The organism is Janthinobacterium sp. PSPC1-1 (assembly GCF_049897625.1).
In the GTDB taxonomy this organism is placed as follows: domain Bacteria; phylum Pseudomonadota; class Gammaproteobacteria; order Burkholderiales; family Burkholderiaceae_D; genus Janthinobacterium; species Janthinobacterium tructae.
The window spans coordinates 183,572-198,905 of record NZ_JAFCWP010000004.1 but is presented as its reverse complement, the minus strand read 5'-3'; the positions used below and the strand labels follow the sequence as shown (position 1 = coordinate 198,905).

Genomic DNA, 15,334 nt, shown 5'->3' with positions numbered 1-15,334 from the left:
GGGCGGCCTCGTAATGACGTTGAGCAAGACTTGTCAACGTGCCCAGATTATAGCCTCCCTGCCCCAAGCGCACCCTCCCGCCTGGCGCCAAACACCAGCCAGCTGGCCACGGCGAACAGGCAGGCGGCTACGCCGCCGTACAGCATCACGGCGCCGAATCCCTGTGCCAGCGCCAGCTTCGCCACGCCGGCCGGCAGCGCGCCGGCACCCTTGCCTGCCGACAAGCGTTCCGCCATGGCGCGCAGCGCCGCCGCATCAATCCCGGCAGGCACATGCTGGCGCAAGGCAGACTGGATGCCTTCGACGAGAATAAAGCCCATCAGCGCGATATTCACCGACAGGCTGATCATGCGCGCGCTGATGTCGATGCTGGACGCCATGCCGGCCCGTTCGCCGGGCACGGCGGCCGTCGTCGTGTTGGTGACGGGCGTGTTGGTCAGCCCGAGGCCCGTGCCGGCCAGCAGGCAGCCGGGCAAGATCGTCAGCCAGCTGGCAGCGTCCGCATGGCTGCCCCACAGCATCAGCAAAAAGCCTGCGCCGATGGCCAGCAAGCCGGCGGGAATGACCGCATCGGCCCGGTAGCGCAGCGCCAGCCGCTCGGCCAGCGGCGGCATGAGCAAGGTGGGCAAGGTGTAGGCCAGCAGGGTCAGGCCCGTGCCCAGACTGCTGTAGCCGAGGCCATGCTGCACGTACAGGGGCAGATAAATCATGAGCGGCCAGAAACTGCAGTTCATGCCCGCCGAACCGAGCAGCGCGCCCGAGAAACGGCGGATGCGAAATACACTGAAATCGATCATCGGTTCAGGCTGGCGCCGTTCGATGACGACAAACAGCATCAGGCTAGCCAGCGCCACGGCCAGGCTGGCCACGGTGCGCGGGTCGGAAAAGCCCAGGGCCGGCCCCTGCGTGATGCACCACGCCAGGCTGAACACGGCCAGCGACAAGGTGGCGATGCCGGCCACGTCCAGCTTGCGCCGCTGCGGATCGCGCGATTCCGTCACGCCCAGGCCCGCCAGCAGCAGCGCGACGACGGCCAGTGGCCCGTGCACGAGAAATACCCATTGCCAGCTCGATAGCGCGACGATGGCCGCGCCAATGATGGGGCCGAAGCCCAGGCCCAGGCCAAACACGATGCCCCAGGCGCCAAATGCCCGGCCCCGCGCGGCGCCGGACGGAAACTGCTGCGACAGCACGGCCACCTGGCAAATCAGCATGGCGCCGCCGGCCGCGCCCTGCAGCGCGCGCGCGGCGATCAGCACGCCCGTGCTGCCGGCCCAGCCGCACACCAGCGAACTGAGGCCGAACAGCGCCAGGCTGGCGAGCAGCAGGCGTTTGCGGCCGTAGCGGTCGGCCAGGGTGCCCGTGGCCATCAGCACGGTGGTGCAGGCCAGGGTGTAGGCGTTCATGATCCATTGCAAGTCCTTGAAGTCGCCATGCAGCACCGTTTCCAGGGTGGGCAGGATGACGGGCACGCTGGAAATTTCCAGGCCAAACATGAGCGAGGCCAGGCACACGGCGGCCAGGGTCAGGGTATTTTGTTGCGAAGTAGTCAGGTGCATCGAAGCCTTGATGTCGGTAGTCATGGAGCGCGCGTGGAGACGGCGCACTGCGAGCCAGCATTCTAGAAAGCCTCGACTCATGAGGGAAATGATAAAATTTTGTACAATTCATTCATTTTCATCATGAATCACGGGAGCTTCATGGACTTCGATACCGCCCTGCTGCGCGCCTTGGTTGCCGTAGCGGACACGGGCGGCTTTACGCGCGCCGCCGAACGGCTGCACCTGAGCCAGTCCGCCATCAGCCACCAGATCCGCCGGCTGGAAGAGCAAGCGGGCGCCGCGCTGCTGCTGCGCACCACGCGCAGCCTGCGCCTGACGGAAGATGGCGAGGATTTTCTGCGCCACGCGCGGCAGATCCTGGCCGCGCAGGATGCGCTGTCGCGGCGCTTCCAGCGTTCCTCGATCGCCGGCGCCGTGCGCTTTGGCGTGCCGGAAAATTTCATGGGCGCGCGCCTGCCTGCCCTGCTGGCGCAGTTCGCGCACCTGTTTCCCGCCGTGCGCCTGGATGTGACGGTGGGCACCTATCTTGACTTGCAGAAACTCGTCGCCGCCGATGCGCTGGACCTGGCCGTCGTCATGGCCCTGGCCGGTGACCAGGATGACGCGGCCGTACTGCGCCGCACGCGCTTCGTCTGGGCGGCCGCGCAGGATTTCCGCCATGACGGCGCGCTGCCGCTGCCGCTGGCGTTTTCGCCGGCACCGTGCATGCACCGGCAAGTGGGCGTCGACGCCCTCGACGGCGCCGGCCTCGACTGGCGCGTGGCGTTCACCTCGCCCAGCCAGCAGGGCTTGCGCGCCGCCGTACTGGCCGGGCTGGCCATCACGGCCCTGCCGCAGGGCGACCTGGAGCCGGGCATGCTGGTCATCGATGGCCAGCATGGCTTGCCCGCCCTGCCCGCTGCCCAGTTCCAGCTCGTCTGGCGCACTGCCAGCAGCACGGCGGCGGCCGAAGCGTTCGGGCAATTGCTCCGCGAGTGGTCAGCCGGGGCGGCGGCCTGACAACACCAGCAGCAAGGCCAGCGCCAGCATCACGCTCGCGCTGCCCAGGGCCATCGTCACGCGGTGCGCCAGCAGCGGCACGCCCGCCAGCTGGTCCGCACCCACGCCGGCCACGGCCACCAGCGTCGCCAGCCCCAGCGAACTGCCCAGCTGGTGCGCCACGTTGACGACGCCAGATGCCGCGCCCGCATCCTGCGCTGGCACGCCGGCCACGCCAGCGGCCGTCAGCGGACTCAGGGCCATGCCCTGCCCCGCGCCGATCAGCAACATGGGCAAGGCCACGCCCAGCCCATACGCCGTGCCGGCATCGACGCGGCTCAGCCATGCCATGCCCAGCAAGGTCAAACCCAGTCCCATGGCCAGCAGGCGCGCATTGCCCAGGCGGTGGATCAATCGCGGCACGCACAGGGCCACGCCAAAGTTCACCAGGGTCATGGGCAGGAAAGCCAGGCCCGTCAAGGATGGCGGATAGCGCAGCACCACTTGCAGGAATTGCGTGGTGAAAAAGAAAAAGCCGATCATGGCCCCCATGAACAGCACCCTGGCCCCATATGCGGCATTGCGTTGCGCATCGGCAAAGAGACGCAGCGGCAGGATGGGTTGCGCGGCGCGCCGTTCGATCAGGATAAATACGGCCAGCAACAATACGCCCGCCGCCAACGTGCCTTGCGTCAGCGCGTCGCCCCAGCGGGCGCTGGCCGAGCGGATCAAGCCGTACACGAGGGCCGCCATGCCGAGGGTGGAACTGGCCGCGCCGGCCACGTCGAAGTGGCCCCGGCTGATTTCGCTTTCAACGAGGTAGCGGCGCGCCGCCACCAGCATGGCCGCGCCGATGGGCAGGTTGATGAAAAAGCCCACCCGCCACGACAGCCACTCGGCCAGCACGCCGCCCAGCACCAGGCCCACGCTGGCGGCAATGCCGGCCACGGCGCTGTACAGGGCGATGGCCCGCGTGCGTTCGCGCCCCTCCGCAAACGTGGTTTGCAGCAAGGCCAGGGTCGATGGCGCCAAGATGGCCGCGCCCACGCCCTGGATGGCGCGCGCGGCGATCAGCATGGCCGGCGACTGCGCCAGGCCGATGGCCAGCGACGCCACGGTAAAAAGCGCCAGGCCCAGCTGCAGCAGGCGGCGCCGGCCATACGCATCGCCGGCACGCGCGGCCAGCAGCAGCAAGCCGCCAAACGTCAGGGTATACGCGCTTTGCACCCAGGCCAGGCCCGTATCCGTAAAGCCCAGCTCCTGGTGGATTTTTGGCAAGCCCGTCAGCACGATGGACGTATCGAGCACGATCATCACATAACTGACGAGGATGATGGCGAGGATGGCCGCCTTGTGCTGCGGCGCGGTGGCCGCGTTGATGGGGAAATTGTTCATGCCTCCACTGTAAGACTTTCGCATTATCATGAATAGATGCTAAAGTCCGCATGAACTTATTAGAATTACTAATGAATGAGAAAGGCAGTCCGTCATGGCGCAGACCAACTTCAACGACATTCTCGCCTTCGTGGCAGTGGCCCGCGCAGGCAGTTTTACCAAGGCGGCGGCGAAGCTGGGCGTGTCGCAGTCGGCACTGAGCCAGACCGTGCGCGCGCTGGAAGAACGGCTCGATTTGCGCTTGCTGGTGCGCACCACGCGCAGCGTCTCGCCCACGGAAGCTGGCGAACAGCTGCTGCGCACGGTGGCACCTCGCTTCGACGAGATCGAGGCGGAGCTGGCACTGCTCAGCGAGCGGCGCGACAAGCCGGCCGGCAACATCCGCATCAGCGCGGGCGAGCATGCGGCGCTGACGGTACTGCAGCCGGCCATCGCCCGATTGCTGCCGCATTATCCCGACATCAACATCGAAGTCGTCGTCGACAACGGCATGACCGATATCGTGGCTGCGCGCTGCGATGCGGGCGTGCGCCTAGGCGAGCAAGTGGCCAAGGACATGATCGCCATGCCCATCGGTCCCGATTTCCGCATGGCCGTCGTCGCTGCGCCCGCGTATTTCAGCCACCAGGCGCCGCCCGTCACGCCGCAGGACTTGATGGCGCACAACTGCATCAACATGCGCCTGCCCACCCTTGGCGGCCTGTATGCCTGGGAATTTGCCAAGGAGGGGCAGGAGCTGAAAGTGCGGGTGGAAGGGCAAATGATCTACAACAACATGGCCATGCGATTGCATTCGGCGCTCGATGGCCTGGGCGTGGCCTGCATGGCCGAAGATATCGTCCTGCCCTACCTGGCCGATGGCCGTTTGATCCGCGTGCTGGACGACTGGTGCCCCACGTATGCGGGCTACAAGCTGTACTACCCGAGCCGGCGCCACCCCTCGCCCGCATTTACCTTGCTGCTCGACACCTTGCGCTATCCCCGGGTTTGAGCCGGCGCAATCGTGCACCGGGCAGAAAGTGTGACCACACGAACACACGTTTACCATGCGGCGGCGCAGGACTATAGTGGCTGCTTTCCCACCTGTTCAAGGATCGCCATGAAACTCTTTTACTCGCCGGGCGCCTGCTCGCAGGCACCGCACATCATCCTGCGCGAAACGGGCACGCCGTTCACCCTGGTGAAGGTCGACCTGGGCCAGCACCAGACGCAGGAAGGCGGCAATTACTACGAACTCAATCCGAAAGGCCAGGTGCCGCTGCTGGCCCTCGACGATGGAACGACCTTGAGCGAAGGCCCCGTCATCGCCCAGTACATCGCCGAACAGGCGGGCAGGCAGGATTTGCTGCCGCCGGTGGGCAACTTTGCCCGCTACAAGGTGCTGGAATGGCAGAATTACATCACATCCGAGCTGCATAAATCGTTCAGTCCCCTGTTCGATCCCCGCTACGACGCCGCCACCAAAGCCTTGTTCATCGAGCAACTGGGCAAGAAATTCAAATGGGTGGACAGCCGCCTGGAAGGCCAGGCTTACCTGACGGGCGACACCTTCACCGTGGCCGACGCCTATCTGTTCGTCATCACGGGCTGGGCGCCGCGCGTGGGCGTGGACTTGTCCGCGCTGGCCAATATGCAGGCTTTTCTGGGCAGAATGGCCCAGCGCGACAGCGTCAAGGCTGCATGGGAAGCGGAAGGACTGACCAAGGCGGCTTGACTACCGTTGCCCGGTGCACGGCTCAGGTTTTTTCCGACTTGCCGTGCATCACCATGATGGTCTGCTGCATCAGCGCGCACAGTGTTTCCCGGCCATCGCGCACGGCGAACACTTCGGCCTGCGTGACGATCAGGGTGCGGCCCGGGCGCACCACCTTGCCGCGCGCGATCAGTTTCTCGCCATCGGCGGGCGCCAGCAGATTCATCTTGTATTCCACCGTCAGCACGGATGCGCCGTCCGGCACCATGGTCATGGCCGCGTAGCCAGCGGCCGAGTCCGCGATCATGCCCACCACGCCGCCGTGCACGAAGCCGTGTTGCTGCTCGATGCCGCTCCAGTGCGGCACGTGGATTTCCGTGCTGCCATGTGCCACCATCGGCAGGCTGGCCTGGATCAAGGTCATGGCGTTCTGCAGCGCAAAACTGGCTTGGACTTTCTCGGCGAAGTGCGGGGCAGGAAGACGGGACATGGTTTTACGCTTTCAGGATAAATGCCGCATGGAAGGGATCATGCGACTGTACCTGCTTATGGCAGGCACCGGCCATAAGCTGTCGTCATTTTCACCAATTGCGATGCACAGACCGCGAAGTGTCCGGTACACGCCCCGCTGTGCGAAAATGCCCGCCTTCGCCATTGCCGGACTTTTCCCATGCCGCACGCTGCCCTCGCCACCCTTGCTACCCTTTCCGAGCGCGACGCGCGCCGCATCGCGCGCCATGCGCCGGCGGCCGACGCCGCCCGCTTTTTGCATCCGGCCCAGCAGGCCTTGCTGCACCGGCGCGGCTGGCTGACCATGCTGGCGCCGCGCAGCGCGGGCGGCGCCGAGCTGCCCTTGCCGCAAGTGGTGCGCCTGGAAGAGGCCGTGGCCGCCGTCGACGGCAGCATGGGCTGGGTGCTGACCCTGTGCGCGGGCGCGGGCTGGTTCGCGGGGTTCCTGGAACCTGAGCTGGCGCAGGCCATTATCGGCACGCCGCGCGTCTGCCTGGGCGGCAGCGGTGCGGCCACCGGGTATGCCGAGGAAGAAGGCGACGGCTACCGCATCACGGGCGGCTGGGACTACGCCAGCGGCACGCCCATGGCGACCCACTTCACCCTGAACGCCCGGCTGCAGCGCGATGGCCAGCCCCTGCTCGATGCGCAAGGCCAGCCGCGCATCCGCGCCTTCCTCGTGCCCGCCGCGCTGGTGCAGCTGGTGCCGTCCTGGAACAGCCTGGGCATGCGCGCCAGCGCCTCGCACAGCTACCGCATCGACGCAGAATGGCTTGCCAAGGAACACGGTTTCACCATCGATGCGACCGCCGCAACGGCCGACGGCCCCCTGTACCGCTACCCCTTCTATTCACTGGCCTACGTGACCCTGGCCGCCAACATGGCCGGCATGGCAGCGCATTTCATGGAGCTGGCCGAGGAATGCATGCGCCACCGCCGCCATGCGCGCGCCGGCCTGCCGCTGCTGGACGTGCCGGACGTGGCCACCATGCTGCAAGACAAGAAAGACGCATTTATCGCCGCCCGCGCGCGTTTTTACGCCGTGCTGGACGACAGCTGGGCAACGGTGGCAGGCGGCGCGGTGCTGGACGACTACGCCATGCAGGCCGTGCAGGCCGCTTCGCTGGCCCTGGTCGCCGCCGCGCGCTCTGCCGTCGATGGCTTGTATCCGTACTGCGGCCTGTACGCGGCCCGCGAAGACAGCACCATCAACCGCGTGTGGCGTGATTTTCACACGGCCAGCCAGCATTCATTGCTGCTGCCGTAATCTGCTTGAACGCCTGGCACCGCATCGCCATTGAGCGCCCTAGCGCGGATAGCTGTCGTCCGTCACGTGTTCCAGCCAGCTGACCGCCGTGCCATCTTGCGCCTCTGCAATGGCGACATGCTGCATGGCGGACGTGGCAGTGGCGCCATGCCAGTGCTTGACGCCGGGCGGTATCCACACCACATCGCCCACGGCCAGCGCTTGCAGCGGGCCCTGCCAGTGCTGCACCCAACCGTGGCCTTGCGTGACGATGAGGGTCTGGCCTAGCGGATGCGTATGCCAAGCCGTGCGGGCGCCGGGCGCAAAGGTGACGATGCCACCGCCCACGCGGGCCGGAGACGGCCGCTGGAACATGGCGTCGACGTCGACCGCGCCCGTGAAATAGCGGGCGTCGCCGGTGATGGTGAGCATGGCGGCGGCGCGCGTGACGGTGACGGCCGCTGGCGCAGAAATGGCGCCGGCCTCGGCAGAAACGGCCCCGGCGGGCAGGCAAAGCGGCAAGAGTGCCGCGGCGTATTGATGCATGTCTGGTTTCCTTTCTTGCCGGTATTATTAGCCCCCATAATGGGGCGTGCTGCCGGACAGCCGGCTTCGCCTGTCCCCGCAATTCAAGCTTAACAGCGCTGGCCCGTGCTGATTAGCGGCGCAATCCCACTAGGACCTATAAGCTGGGCTGATGAATAGGCCAATGCGCGGCCGATGCGCGGCCCGTTTCACAGGAAAGGCAGCCGGGCGCCATGCGGGCCGGATTGCCTGATAATATGGGGGCATTGCTACTTCTCGCTACCCTATCCATGCACGTCAACACCCTCAGCAGCCTGGCACAACTCCTGGCCAGCGCCGAAACGGAAACCCTGGCATTTCCCACCAGCATCAATACGGCCCTGCTGCTGCAAAAGGAACTGGCGAATCCCGATTGCCACTCGTCCGACATCAGCCGCCTGCTGCTGTGCGAACCGACCTTGTCGGCGCGCGCCGTGGCGCTGGCCAATTCGGCCATGTTCGCGTCCGGCCAGACGCCTGCCATCACCAGCGTGCGCGCCGCCGTCGAGCGCCTGGGCCACCGCAACCTGTATGCACTGGCGACGGCGGCCGTCATCCGCCAGCTGAACGCGGGCATCCGCGACGAAGCCTTGCGCGCCCGCGCCACCCAGTTGTGGGCACACACCGTGCATGTGGCGGCGCTGGCGCATGCGCTGGCAAGCGCCGTCACGCATACGGATGCCGATACGGCCCTGTTCGCCGGCATCGTGCATGAAGTGGCCGGCTTTTATTTGCTGGCCCAGGCCGACAAGACCCCGGGCCTGTACGCCCACCTGGAAACGCAGATGGCGTCCGCCCTGGAAGTGATCGGCCGCGCGCTGATGCGCCAGCTGGGCGTGCCGCTGCCCGTGGCCGATGCCGTCAACGCCTTGCCCGGCTCGACCATCATGCTGCCACCGGAAGGCTTGCGCGACACCCTGCTGCTGGCCAAGGCGCTGGCGCCCGTCCCTTCGCCGCTACCACAGGCCAGCGTCACCGTCAGCGCGTCGCTGCAGGCCTACCTGGAGCACGATCCCGTGCTGCAGCTGCTGCGCACGCAGCCGTCGGCCGAAGCGAAGGGCCTGATCGAGGTACTGCTCAGCTGATAGCCGATCTGCTATCATGGCGCAGGCCGGGATGGACCCGGCCCGCTTTCATTGATGTGCACTGGAAAACTGCCTTGACTATCTCCCTACGCATGCTCGGCCTGGCCGCAGCTCTGACCATGGCGTGCAACGCCAACGCCGACAGCTTCGTTTCCTCGGCCTCCAGCGCCGGCTCCCAGTCGAGCGGCAGCATTTCCGATTCGCTCAACGGTTCGAGCAACAGCTCCTCGCGCGACAACAAGGTGGCCAATGGCCCTTACCGCATCATCGACGTGGCCGCCCTGCCGGGCCGCGACGGCATGACGCGTTTGACCATGCAAGCCGACGCCACGGCAACGCCGCTGGTGCTGGACTTGCCGCAAGCGGCGCTCGACAAGCAGCAGCTGGCGCAGGGCGACGTGGTGCATGCGCAAAACCGCGCCTACGGCATCGAATTCTCGCGCAACGACACGCGCGCCGCCTTCTTCCTCGTGCTGGCCGACGACTGGTACGGCGAAATGGCCACGCGTCCCGTCAGCCTTTGATTCCAGGTGTGACCCTGCGCAATCTGGCGCGGCTGCTGGCCGGCTGCGCCGCGCTGGCCGTGGCCGGCGCCGCCCAGGCAGGTACTTCGCTCGCCTCGTCGCGCTTTTGCGACCGCGCGCAGGAACTCACGGCAACCGAGCAGGATCGCCTGTTGCGCTTTGCCGCCGTGGTGCGCGAGGAACTGGCCGCCAGCGAAGGCAGCGTGGCCCTGATCAGCCGCTCCGGCCTGGACCTGGCCCGCTTCGGCATCCGCTATTCACATGCGGCGCTGGCCTGGCGCCACGACAATGACAATGGCTGGTCCGCACGCCAGCTGTACTACGCCTGCGACGAAGGCCGCCCGCGCATCTTCGACCAGGGTACGGCCGGTTTCGCCATGGGCACGGCAAACCCATCTCTTGGCTACATCTCTGTCGTGAAACTGCCGGCCGAAACCGTGCCGCCCCTGCGCCGCGCCCTGCTCGACCCCGTGCGCGTGCAGCAATTGCTGGCGGGCCGCTACAGCGCCAACGCCTACGCATTCAGCCTGAAATACCAGAATTGCAATCAGTGGGTGGTGGAATTGCTGGCCTCGGCCTGGGGCGAGCTGGCTGCGGGCGGCGACTTGCGCGCACGCGCCCAGGACTGGCTGCACGCCGCGCCTTACAACCCCGCCGCCGTCGACGTGGGCGCGCGCTGGCTGATGCTGGGATCGATCTTCGTGCCCCTGGTGCACATGGACGACCACCCACCCGAGGCCATCGGCACGATGCAACTGGCAGTAAGCCTGCCGGCCAGCCTGGAAGCGTTCGCGCGCCAGCGCCTGCCCGCCAGCGAGCGCGTGGAAATCTGCCACGACGGCAAGCAGGTGGTGGTGCACCGGGGCTGGGATGCGATCGCCGACGGCTGTGTGCCCGGCGCGAACGACCGGGTCATCGCCCTCGACGATACGCCGCACAACATTCCCTAAGCAGTCTGGGTGGCGAGCGCCGCTTCGACCTGATCGAGCAAATGTGCTGGCTCCAATCCCTGCCCCATCCGGCGGGCCACCTCGCCGCAAGCCAGTTGGACCTCGGGCGCGGCCAGCAGGCGCGCCAGCTGCCGTTGCATGCGCCCGGCCGACAAGCGCCTGGCCAGCAAGACATCGCCTACCCCGAGCCGTTTGATCCTCCAGCCATTGTCGAACTGGTCGTAGGCGAACGGCACGATCAGCTGCGGGATGCCAGCGCGGAAGGCGTCCGCGCTGGTGCCGATGCCGCCGTGGTGCACCACGGCCGCCACGCGCGGCAACAGCGCCGCAAACGGCACGTGCGCCTGCCACATCACGCTGGGGGGCAAGTGTTGCGGCACCTGCGCCGCATGGGGCGTGAGGAACAGGCCGCGCCGCCCCAGCCGCCGCAACACTGCCAGGGCGATGCTGAAATAGCGCTGCGCGTGCTGGTGCCCGGTACCGGGCGTAAAGACGATGGGCGGCTCGCCCTCGCCAAGAAAGCGTTCCAGCTCCGGCGGCAGCGCTACAGCGCCATGCGGGGCGGCGCCGGGGAAACCGGTTTGCACGAAATGCGGCGGCCAGTCCGCCTGCGGGGCGGAGAACCAGGCGGGAAAAAGCCCCAGCGAGGCATCCGGCGCGGCCAGCATGTGCGCAAAAAAATGCGCTTCGGGCTTCAGCCCGTACTGCGCGCGCGCCCCGTTCAGGCCGGGCAGCAGCACCGGGTCGACCATGCTGCGGTGGAGCAGCCGCCACAGGGCCTGGCGCCATGCCAGCGGCACCCAGGCGGGAATGCGCAGCGAGCCGGCCGCCAGGAAATCATGGCTGCTGCACAGGTTCGATGGCGCCAGATAGGTCGCGACAATGCGCAAGTCAGGGCGTACGGAGCGTGCCAGGGCGGCCATCGGCACGAGGAAGGGGTGGCACAGCACCACGCACTCTTCACCGTCCGGCAAGCCCTGCACCACGTCGCGCACGGCGCCCAGGTACGGCACGAGGCCGCGCCACACCACGCCCCAGCCCTTGCGCTCATCCCACAGGCCCGGATCGCCCAGCATGGCCTGCCCCTCTTCCTGCGTGCCGAAGGTGCGATACGCCAGCCCTGAGGCCAGCGCCGCCGCTTCCTGCCAGCCTGGCACCAGCAGCAGCACGCGCCGCCCCCGTTGCCGCAAGCCCTGCGCCAGTGCGATAAACGGTTGTATGTCGCCGCCGGTGCCGCTGCTGGCGACGATGACGAGCGGCGCAGGTGGATGGCTGTCATCAGCCATGCCGCCCTCCGTGCCTGGTGTAGGTGTGCGGTGCAAAATCAGACAAGAACGTAGGGCGCATGGGCATCTTTCCTAGTTGAAACACCCACCGATGGTAAGCGATGAAGGTTAGCATTTCAATCAGTATTTGACCGCCGCTTGACGCCATGCCTGCCTGCGGTCGCTACGCAGGCAGTTGCAACATCATGTCCCACTGGTCGATGCCGGGCCCGAAGCCATCCGGCGTCACCTTCACGGGCTCGAAGCCGAAGCGTGCATAAAACTGCTGCGTATGCTGGCTGGTATTCATGGTGACCCTGGCCACCTGCGGCATGGCGCGGATGGCGTCCAGGCGCGCCTGCGTCAGCGCGCGGCCCAGTCCCTGGCCATGCACGTCCTGCGCCACCATGCCCCAGCACAGGCTGGCGACGGTGCCACACGCCTCCAGCGCATGGCCGCCGCAGGCGACGATGCGTCCGCTACGTTCGATGACCAGATACGGCTGCGTCGATTCTTCCAGCCAGGCGGCAAAGCCGGCGCGCTCGGACGGGTCGAAAAAGCGCGGCGTGTTGCCGTCGAAGAGGGCCAGGCAGGCGTCGCGGTCGCCGGCCGCGTAAGGACGTACTGTTTGCATTTTCCGTACTCAAAAGAACATGAACGCCGATTATAGGCGATGCGCATTCACGCCAGCTGCTCCGAACTGACGACATGCACGCCCGGCGCGCCGGCCAGCGCCGCCTCCAGCAAGGCGCTGGCGATGCGCGGTGCGGGATTGATGCGCCAGCGGCGCGGCAGCACGGGCCCCAGCACGCGCAGCAGGCGCAAGGCGGCGCCCTCGCCCGCGCGCGCCACGTCGCGCTCGCCGCCGATCAGGCCCGGCCGCACGTGCGTGAGCGAGGCAAAACCCAGCTGCTCCAGGTCGCGTTCCAGCTCGCCCTTGACGCGGTTGTAGAAGATGCGCGAAGCGGCGTTGGCGCCGGCGGCCGAATTGAGCGCATACGTGCGCGTGCCGGCCGCCAGCGCCAGGCGCGCCACGGCCAGCGGATAGTCATGGTCCACGCGCAAGAACGCCTGCCGCGTGCCGGCCACCTTCATGGTCGTGCCCAGGGTGCAGATGACGGCGTCCGCCTGCCACCAGGGTGCATCGGGCGGCAATTGATCGAAATCAACGAGGGGCGCATGCAATTTCGCATGGGGCGGCAAGGCCTTGCGCACCGGCGCGACGATGGCCGTGACGCGCACGTCACTCAGCGCCAGGCGCAGCACTTCACGACCCACCAGGCCCGTGGCGCCTATCAGTATCAGTTTCATTCCCTCTCCCCGCATGCTGGACACCTCACGATACAGCATCGGGCGCCCAAGCCATGCATCAGGCGCCCGCGTGCGTGTGATAGATCTTGCTGACGATGCTCCACTCGCCTTGCACCTTGAGCAAGTTGAAAAAGTCGGTGAAGCGGAAACCCGAGATATCGTCCGTATCGACGCGCGCGCTGGCCGCCGTGCCCACGATATCGACGCGCACGATGGCAGCCTTTGCCTGCGGCGATGGCCGGAAGGCGCTGTCGATGATCTCGAACAGGCCTTCGATGGGCCCGCCCGTCAGTTTATCTTCGCCATCGACGCCGAAAATGGTGGCCTGGCTGCTGAACGCCGGGCGCATGATGCTGCTGTCGGCCTGCGCGCCGCCCGCATTGTATTGATTCAGCACGGCGACAATCGCCTGGTAATCCTGCACATAAGTGGTGTTGTTCATGTTGCGCTCCTTGGGTGGGTAAAAAAAGAAATCAGTACGGGCTTGCGGGCCAGTCGGTGTAGCCGCTGGCGCCACCGCCGTAATACGCCTCGCGCGGCGCCACGGTCAGCGCCACGCCATGGCGCAGGCGCGCCACGAGGTCCGGGTTGGCGATGAAGGGACGGCCAAACGCCACCGCATCGACCTTGCCTTGCGCGCGGCGCGCCTGCGCCAGCGGCAAGTCGTAATGGTTGTTGCCGATGTACGGGCCGTTGAACAGTGCCCGCAGCGCGTCGAGGTCAACGCCATCGGGCACATCGCGCGAGGTGGCCGTAGCACCCTCGACGAAGTGCAGATAGGCCAGTCCATGACGATTCAACTGTTCGATCAGGTAGCCATAGGTGGCCATCACGTCGCTGTCGAGCGGCGTGTTGCCCGCATCGGGCGTGACGGGAGACAGGCGGATGCCGACCCGCGACGCGCCCCAGACGGTCATCACGGCTTGCGTCACTTCCAGGGTCAGCCGCGCGCGGTTTTCGATGCTGCCGCCATAAGAGTCCGTGCGCCGGTTGGTCGAGTCGCGCAGGAACTGGTCAAGCAGGTAGCTATTGGCCGAATGCACCTCGACGCCATCGAAGCCGGCGCGCAGCGCGCATTCGGCCGCATGCACATACTGCGCGACGATGCCGGCGATTTCCCGCGTTTCCAGCGCGCGCGGCATGGACACGGGCAGCATGCCGCTGGCGGTGTAGGTGCTGCCCTCGGCCCGGATGGCGGAAGGTGCCACTGGCGCCGCGCCATCAGGCTGCAGGCTGGCATGCGAAAACCGCCCCACATGCCACAACTGGCAGACGATCTTGCCGCCGGCCGCATGCACGGCATCGGTGACCAGCTTCCAGCCCGCCACCTGCTCGTGCGTCCATATCCCCGGCGTCAGGGCGTAGCCGCGCGCCTGGGGCGAAATATTCGTCGCTTCGCTGATGATCAGGCCGGCGCCGGCGCGCTGGGCGTAATACTCGGCGTGCAAGGCATGCGGCACGCCATCGTCACCCATGCGGCTGCGCGTGAGCGGCGCCATGACGATGCGGTTGGCCAATGCCAGCGCGCCCAGATTGACGGGAGAGAACAAATCGCTTTCATGCTGTTCGGTCATCGTATTGCTTTCATATTCTGTGAGAAAAACCCGAAAATAACTGACCGGTCGTCTAGTTTGCAGGTAAAAAAAACGGCTACGACAGCAGCCGTTGCGTGGTCGACATAGCCGCATCGAACGGCCCGCCGCTCCTGGCGACTTTGACCATCAGGGAAGCGCCCAGCCACAATTGGTAAAGGGACTCCGCCAGCACGCGCGCCGGCGTCGCCGCCGCCACGGAACCGTCGAGCTGGCCCGCTTCCACACACAGCGTCAGGCGGTCCAGGATGGCACCCGTTCCTCGCTGCAGCACGGCGCCCATGTCCACGGACAAGTCGCACACTTCGGCACCCAGCTTGACCACCAGGCACTTGCCTTCCGGCGCGCTGCTGGCCTGCGTCGCGCTCCAGTAGTCAAAATAGGCCAACAGGCGCTCGCGGGCATTGCCTGGCCTCGCCAGCAAGGCGTCGACCGTCTGCAGATAGCTGCTGAAATAGTCATCGAGCAAGGCTTGCCCAAACTCTTCCTTCGACTTGAAATAATAGTAGAAGGAACCTTTCGGCACGCCAGCCGCCGCTACCAGTTCCGCCAGGCCCACGGCCGTATAGCCCTTCTCGGCCATCAGTGCCTTGGCGATATCGATCAGGTGCTGGCGCATGTCAGCGGAAGATTTTTTGCTCATGCGGCCAGTATAGCAA

General features: G+C 66.5%; 17 protein-coding genes. 7 read left to right on the top strand and 10 right to left on the bottom strand.

Going from position 1 to position 15,334, the window contains the following annotated elements; genetic code table 11:
- Positions 1-47 precede the first annotated feature (47 nt).
- A complete protein-coding gene (locus tag ACP7EG_RS14875) occupies positions 48-1,583 on the bottom strand; it encodes an MFS transporter (protein ID WP_426088203.1) in 1,536 nt (511 codons plus the stop codon).
- 117 nt (positions 1,584-1,700) lie between these two features.
- On the opposite strand from ACP7EG_RS14875, the gene ACP7EG_RS14870 reads away from it, so the two are divergent.
- The gene (locus ACP7EG_RS14870) at positions 1,701-2,561 is read left to right on the top strand and encodes a LysR substrate-binding domain-containing protein (protein WP_426088202.1); all 861 of its coding nucleotides are present in this window, start codon (positions 1,701-1,703) and stop codon (positions 2,559-2,561) included.
- Here the strand turns inward: ACP7EG_RS14870 and ACP7EG_RS14865 are convergent.
- Entirely contained in the window at positions 2,541-3,935 is a 1,395-nt protein-coding gene (locus ACP7EG_RS14865) for an MFS transporter (protein WP_426088201.1), read from the bottom strand. The genes ACP7EG_RS14870 and ACP7EG_RS14865 overlap by 21 nt on opposite strands.
- 94 nt (positions 3,936-4,029) lie before the next feature.
- On the opposite strand from ACP7EG_RS14865, the gene ACP7EG_RS14860 reads away from it, so the two are divergent.
- Both ACP7EG_RS14860 and gstA read left to right on the top strand, forming a co-directional pair.
- On the top strand, positions 4,030-4,926 hold the full coding sequence (locus ACP7EG_RS14860; RefSeq protein ID WP_426088200.1) for a LysR family transcriptional regulator: 897 nt from the start codon (positions 4,030-4,032) through the stop codon (positions 4,924-4,926).
- A 108-nt stretch (positions 4,927-5,034) separates the two neighbouring features.
- Positions 5,035-5,649: a glutathione transferase GstA gene (gene gstA / locus ACP7EG_RS14855; RefSeq protein ID WP_426088199.1), complete on the top strand. Its 615-nt coding sequence runs from the start codon at positions 5,035-5,037 to the stop codon at positions 5,647-5,649.
- Between the two features lie 22 nt (positions 5,650-5,671).
- Here gstA and ACP7EG_RS14850 read toward each other — a convergent pair whose 3' ends face one another.
- The gene (locus tag ACP7EG_RS14850; protein ID WP_426088198.1) at positions 5,672-6,118 is read right to left on the bottom strand and encodes a PaaI family thioesterase; all 447 of its coding nucleotides are present in this window, start codon (positions 6,116-6,118) and stop codon (positions 5,672-5,674) included.
- Positions 6,119-6,298: 180 nt separating this feature from the next.
- Here ACP7EG_RS14850 and ACP7EG_RS14845 point away from each other — a divergent pair, with 180 nt between their 5' ends.
- A complete protein-coding gene (locus ACP7EG_RS14845; RefSeq protein WP_426088197.1) occupies positions 6,299-7,405 on the top strand; it encodes an acyl-CoA dehydrogenase in 1,107 nt (368 codons plus the stop codon).
- 39 nt (positions 7,406-7,444) lie between these two features.
- Here ACP7EG_RS14845 and ACP7EG_RS14840 read toward each other — a convergent pair whose 3' ends face one another.
- Positions 7,445-7,930: a (R)-mandelonitrile lyase gene (locus ACP7EG_RS14840; protein ID WP_426088196.1), complete on the bottom strand. Its 486-nt coding sequence runs from the start codon at positions 7,928-7,930 to the stop codon at positions 7,445-7,447.
- Positions 7,931-8,199: 269 nt separating this feature from the next.
- Here ACP7EG_RS14840 and ACP7EG_RS14835 point away from each other — a divergent pair, with 269 nt between their 5' ends.
- The 3 genes from ACP7EG_RS14835 (at position 8,200) to ACP7EG_RS14825 (ending at position 10,507) form a co-directional block, all read left to right on the top strand.
- Complete coding sequence (locus ACP7EG_RS14835; RefSeq protein WP_426088195.1) at positions 8,200-9,033, top strand: HDOD domain-containing protein; 834 nt, start codon at positions 8,200-8,202, stop codon at positions 9,031-9,033.
- Between the two features lie 92 nt (positions 9,034-9,125).
- Positions 9,126-9,557 carry a hypothetical protein gene (locus ACP7EG_RS14830; protein WP_099764075.1) on the top strand — a complete coding sequence of 144 codons (432 nt, stop codon included), beginning with the start codon at positions 9,126-9,128 and terminating at the stop codon, positions 9,555-9,557.
- An 8-nt stretch (positions 9,558-9,565) separates the two neighbouring features.
- Entirely contained in the window at positions 9,566-10,507 is a 942-nt protein-coding gene (locus ACP7EG_RS14825; RefSeq protein WP_426088194.1) for a DUF2145 domain-containing protein, read from the top strand.
- Here ACP7EG_RS14825 and ACP7EG_RS14820 read toward each other — a convergent pair.
- The 6 genes from ACP7EG_RS14820 to ACP7EG_RS14795 all read right to left on the bottom strand — a co-directional run bounded on the left by ACP7EG_RS14820 (position 10,504) and on the right by ACP7EG_RS14795 (position 15,318).
- On the bottom strand, positions 10,504-11,793 hold the full coding sequence (locus ACP7EG_RS14820; RefSeq protein WP_426088193.1) for a glycosyltransferase: 1,290 nt from the start codon (positions 11,791-11,793) through the stop codon (positions 10,504-10,506). The two genes, ACP7EG_RS14825 and ACP7EG_RS14820, sit on opposite strands and share 4 nt — an antisense overlap.
- A gap of 163 nt (positions 11,794-11,956) precedes the next feature.
- The gene (locus ACP7EG_RS14815) at positions 11,957-12,406 is read right to left on the bottom strand and encodes a GNAT family N-acetyltransferase (RefSeq protein WP_426088192.1); all 450 of its coding nucleotides are present in this window, start codon (positions 12,404-12,406) and stop codon (positions 11,957-11,959) included.
- 47 nt (positions 12,407-12,453) lie between these two features.
- Positions 12,454-13,083, bottom strand: a complete 630-nt coding sequence (locus tag ACP7EG_RS14810) for an NAD-dependent dehydratase (RefSeq protein WP_426088191.1) — start codon at positions 13,081-13,083, stop codon at positions 12,454-12,456.
- Positions 13,084-13,141: 58 nt separating this feature from the next.
- Positions 13,142-13,525, bottom strand: a complete 384-nt coding sequence (locus ACP7EG_RS14805) for a nuclear transport factor 2 family protein (protein ID WP_426088190.1) — start codon at positions 13,523-13,525, stop codon at positions 13,142-13,144.
- 31 nt (positions 13,526-13,556) lie between these two features.
- The gene (locus ACP7EG_RS14800) at positions 13,557-14,657 is read right to left on the bottom strand and encodes an alkene reductase (RefSeq protein WP_426088189.1); all 1,101 of its coding nucleotides are present in this window, start codon (positions 14,655-14,657) and stop codon (positions 13,557-13,559) included.
- Between the two features lie 76 nt (positions 14,658-14,733).
- Positions 14,734-15,318 carry a TetR/AcrR family transcriptional regulator gene (locus tag ACP7EG_RS14795; protein ID WP_426088188.1) on the bottom strand — a complete coding sequence of 195 codons (585 nt, stop codon included), beginning with the start codon at positions 15,316-15,318 and terminating at the stop codon, positions 14,734-14,736.
- Between the last annotated feature and the right edge of the window lie 16 nt (positions 15,319-15,334).

What these genes read in the sequence shown, in the direction of transcription:
- gstA (WP_426088199.1), top strand. Translation starts at nt 5,035, where the DNA reads ATGAAACTCTTTTACTCGCCGGGCGCCTGCTCGCAGGCACCGCACATC.
- ACP7EG_RS14875 (WP_426088203.1), bottom strand. Translation starts at nt 1,583, where the DNA reads ATGACTACCGACATCAAGGCTTCGATGCACCTGACTACTTCGCAACAA.
- ACP7EG_RS14865 (WP_426088201.1), bottom strand. Translation starts at nt 3,935, where the DNA reads ATGAACAATTTCCCCATCAACGCGGCCACCGCGCCGCAGCACAAGGCG.
- ACP7EG_RS14815 (WP_426088192.1), bottom strand. Translation starts at nt 12,406, where the DNA reads ATGCAAACAGTACGTCCTTACGCGGCCGGCGACCGCGACGCCTGCCTG.
- ACP7EG_RS14840 (WP_426088196.1), bottom strand. Translation starts at nt 7,930, where the DNA reads ATGCATCAATACGCCGCGGCACTCTTGCCGCTTTGCCTGCCCGCCGGG.
- ACP7EG_RS14845 (WP_426088197.1), top strand. Translation starts at nt 6,299, where the DNA reads ATGCCGCACGCTGCCCTCGCCACCCTTGCTACCCTTTCCGAGCGCGAC.
- ACP7EG_RS14870 (WP_426088202.1), top strand. Translation starts at nt 1,701, where the DNA reads ATGGACTTCGATACCGCCCTGCTGCGCGCCTTGGTTGCCGTAGCGGAC.
- ACP7EG_RS14850 (WP_426088198.1), bottom strand. Translation starts at nt 6,118, where the DNA reads ATGTCCCGTCTTCCTGCCCCGCACTTCGCCGAGAAAGTCCAAGCCAGT.
- ACP7EG_RS14830 (WP_099764075.1), top strand. Translation starts at nt 9,126, where the DNA reads ATGCTCGGCCTGGCCGCAGCTCTGACCATGGCGTGCAACGCCAACGCC.
- ACP7EG_RS14800 (WP_426088189.1), bottom strand. Translation starts at nt 14,657, where the DNA reads ATGACCGAACAGCATGAAAGCGATTTGTTCTCTCCCGTCAATCTGGGC.
- ACP7EG_RS14810 (WP_426088191.1), bottom strand. Translation starts at nt 13,083, where the DNA reads ATGAAACTGATACTGATAGGCGCCACGGGCCTGGTGGGTCGTGAAGTG.
- ACP7EG_RS14805 (WP_426088190.1), bottom strand. Translation starts at nt 13,525, where the DNA reads ATGAACAACACCACTTATGTGCAGGATTACCAGGCGATTGTCGCCGTG.
- ACP7EG_RS14835 (WP_426088195.1), top strand. Translation starts at nt 8,200, where the DNA reads ATGCACGTCAACACCCTCAGCAGCCTGGCACAACTCCTGGCCAGCGCC.
- ACP7EG_RS14820 (WP_426088193.1), bottom strand. Translation starts at nt 11,793, where the DNA reads ATGGCTGATGACAGCCATCCACCTGCGCCGCTCGTCATCGTCGCCAGC.
- ACP7EG_RS14795 (WP_426088188.1), bottom strand. Translation starts at nt 15,318, where the DNA reads ATGAGCAAAAAATCTTCCGCTGACATGCGCCAGCACCTGATCGATATC.
- ACP7EG_RS14860 (WP_426088200.1), top strand. Translation starts at nt 4,030, where the DNA reads ATGGCGCAGACCAACTTCAACGACATTCTCGCCTTCGTGGCAGTGGCC.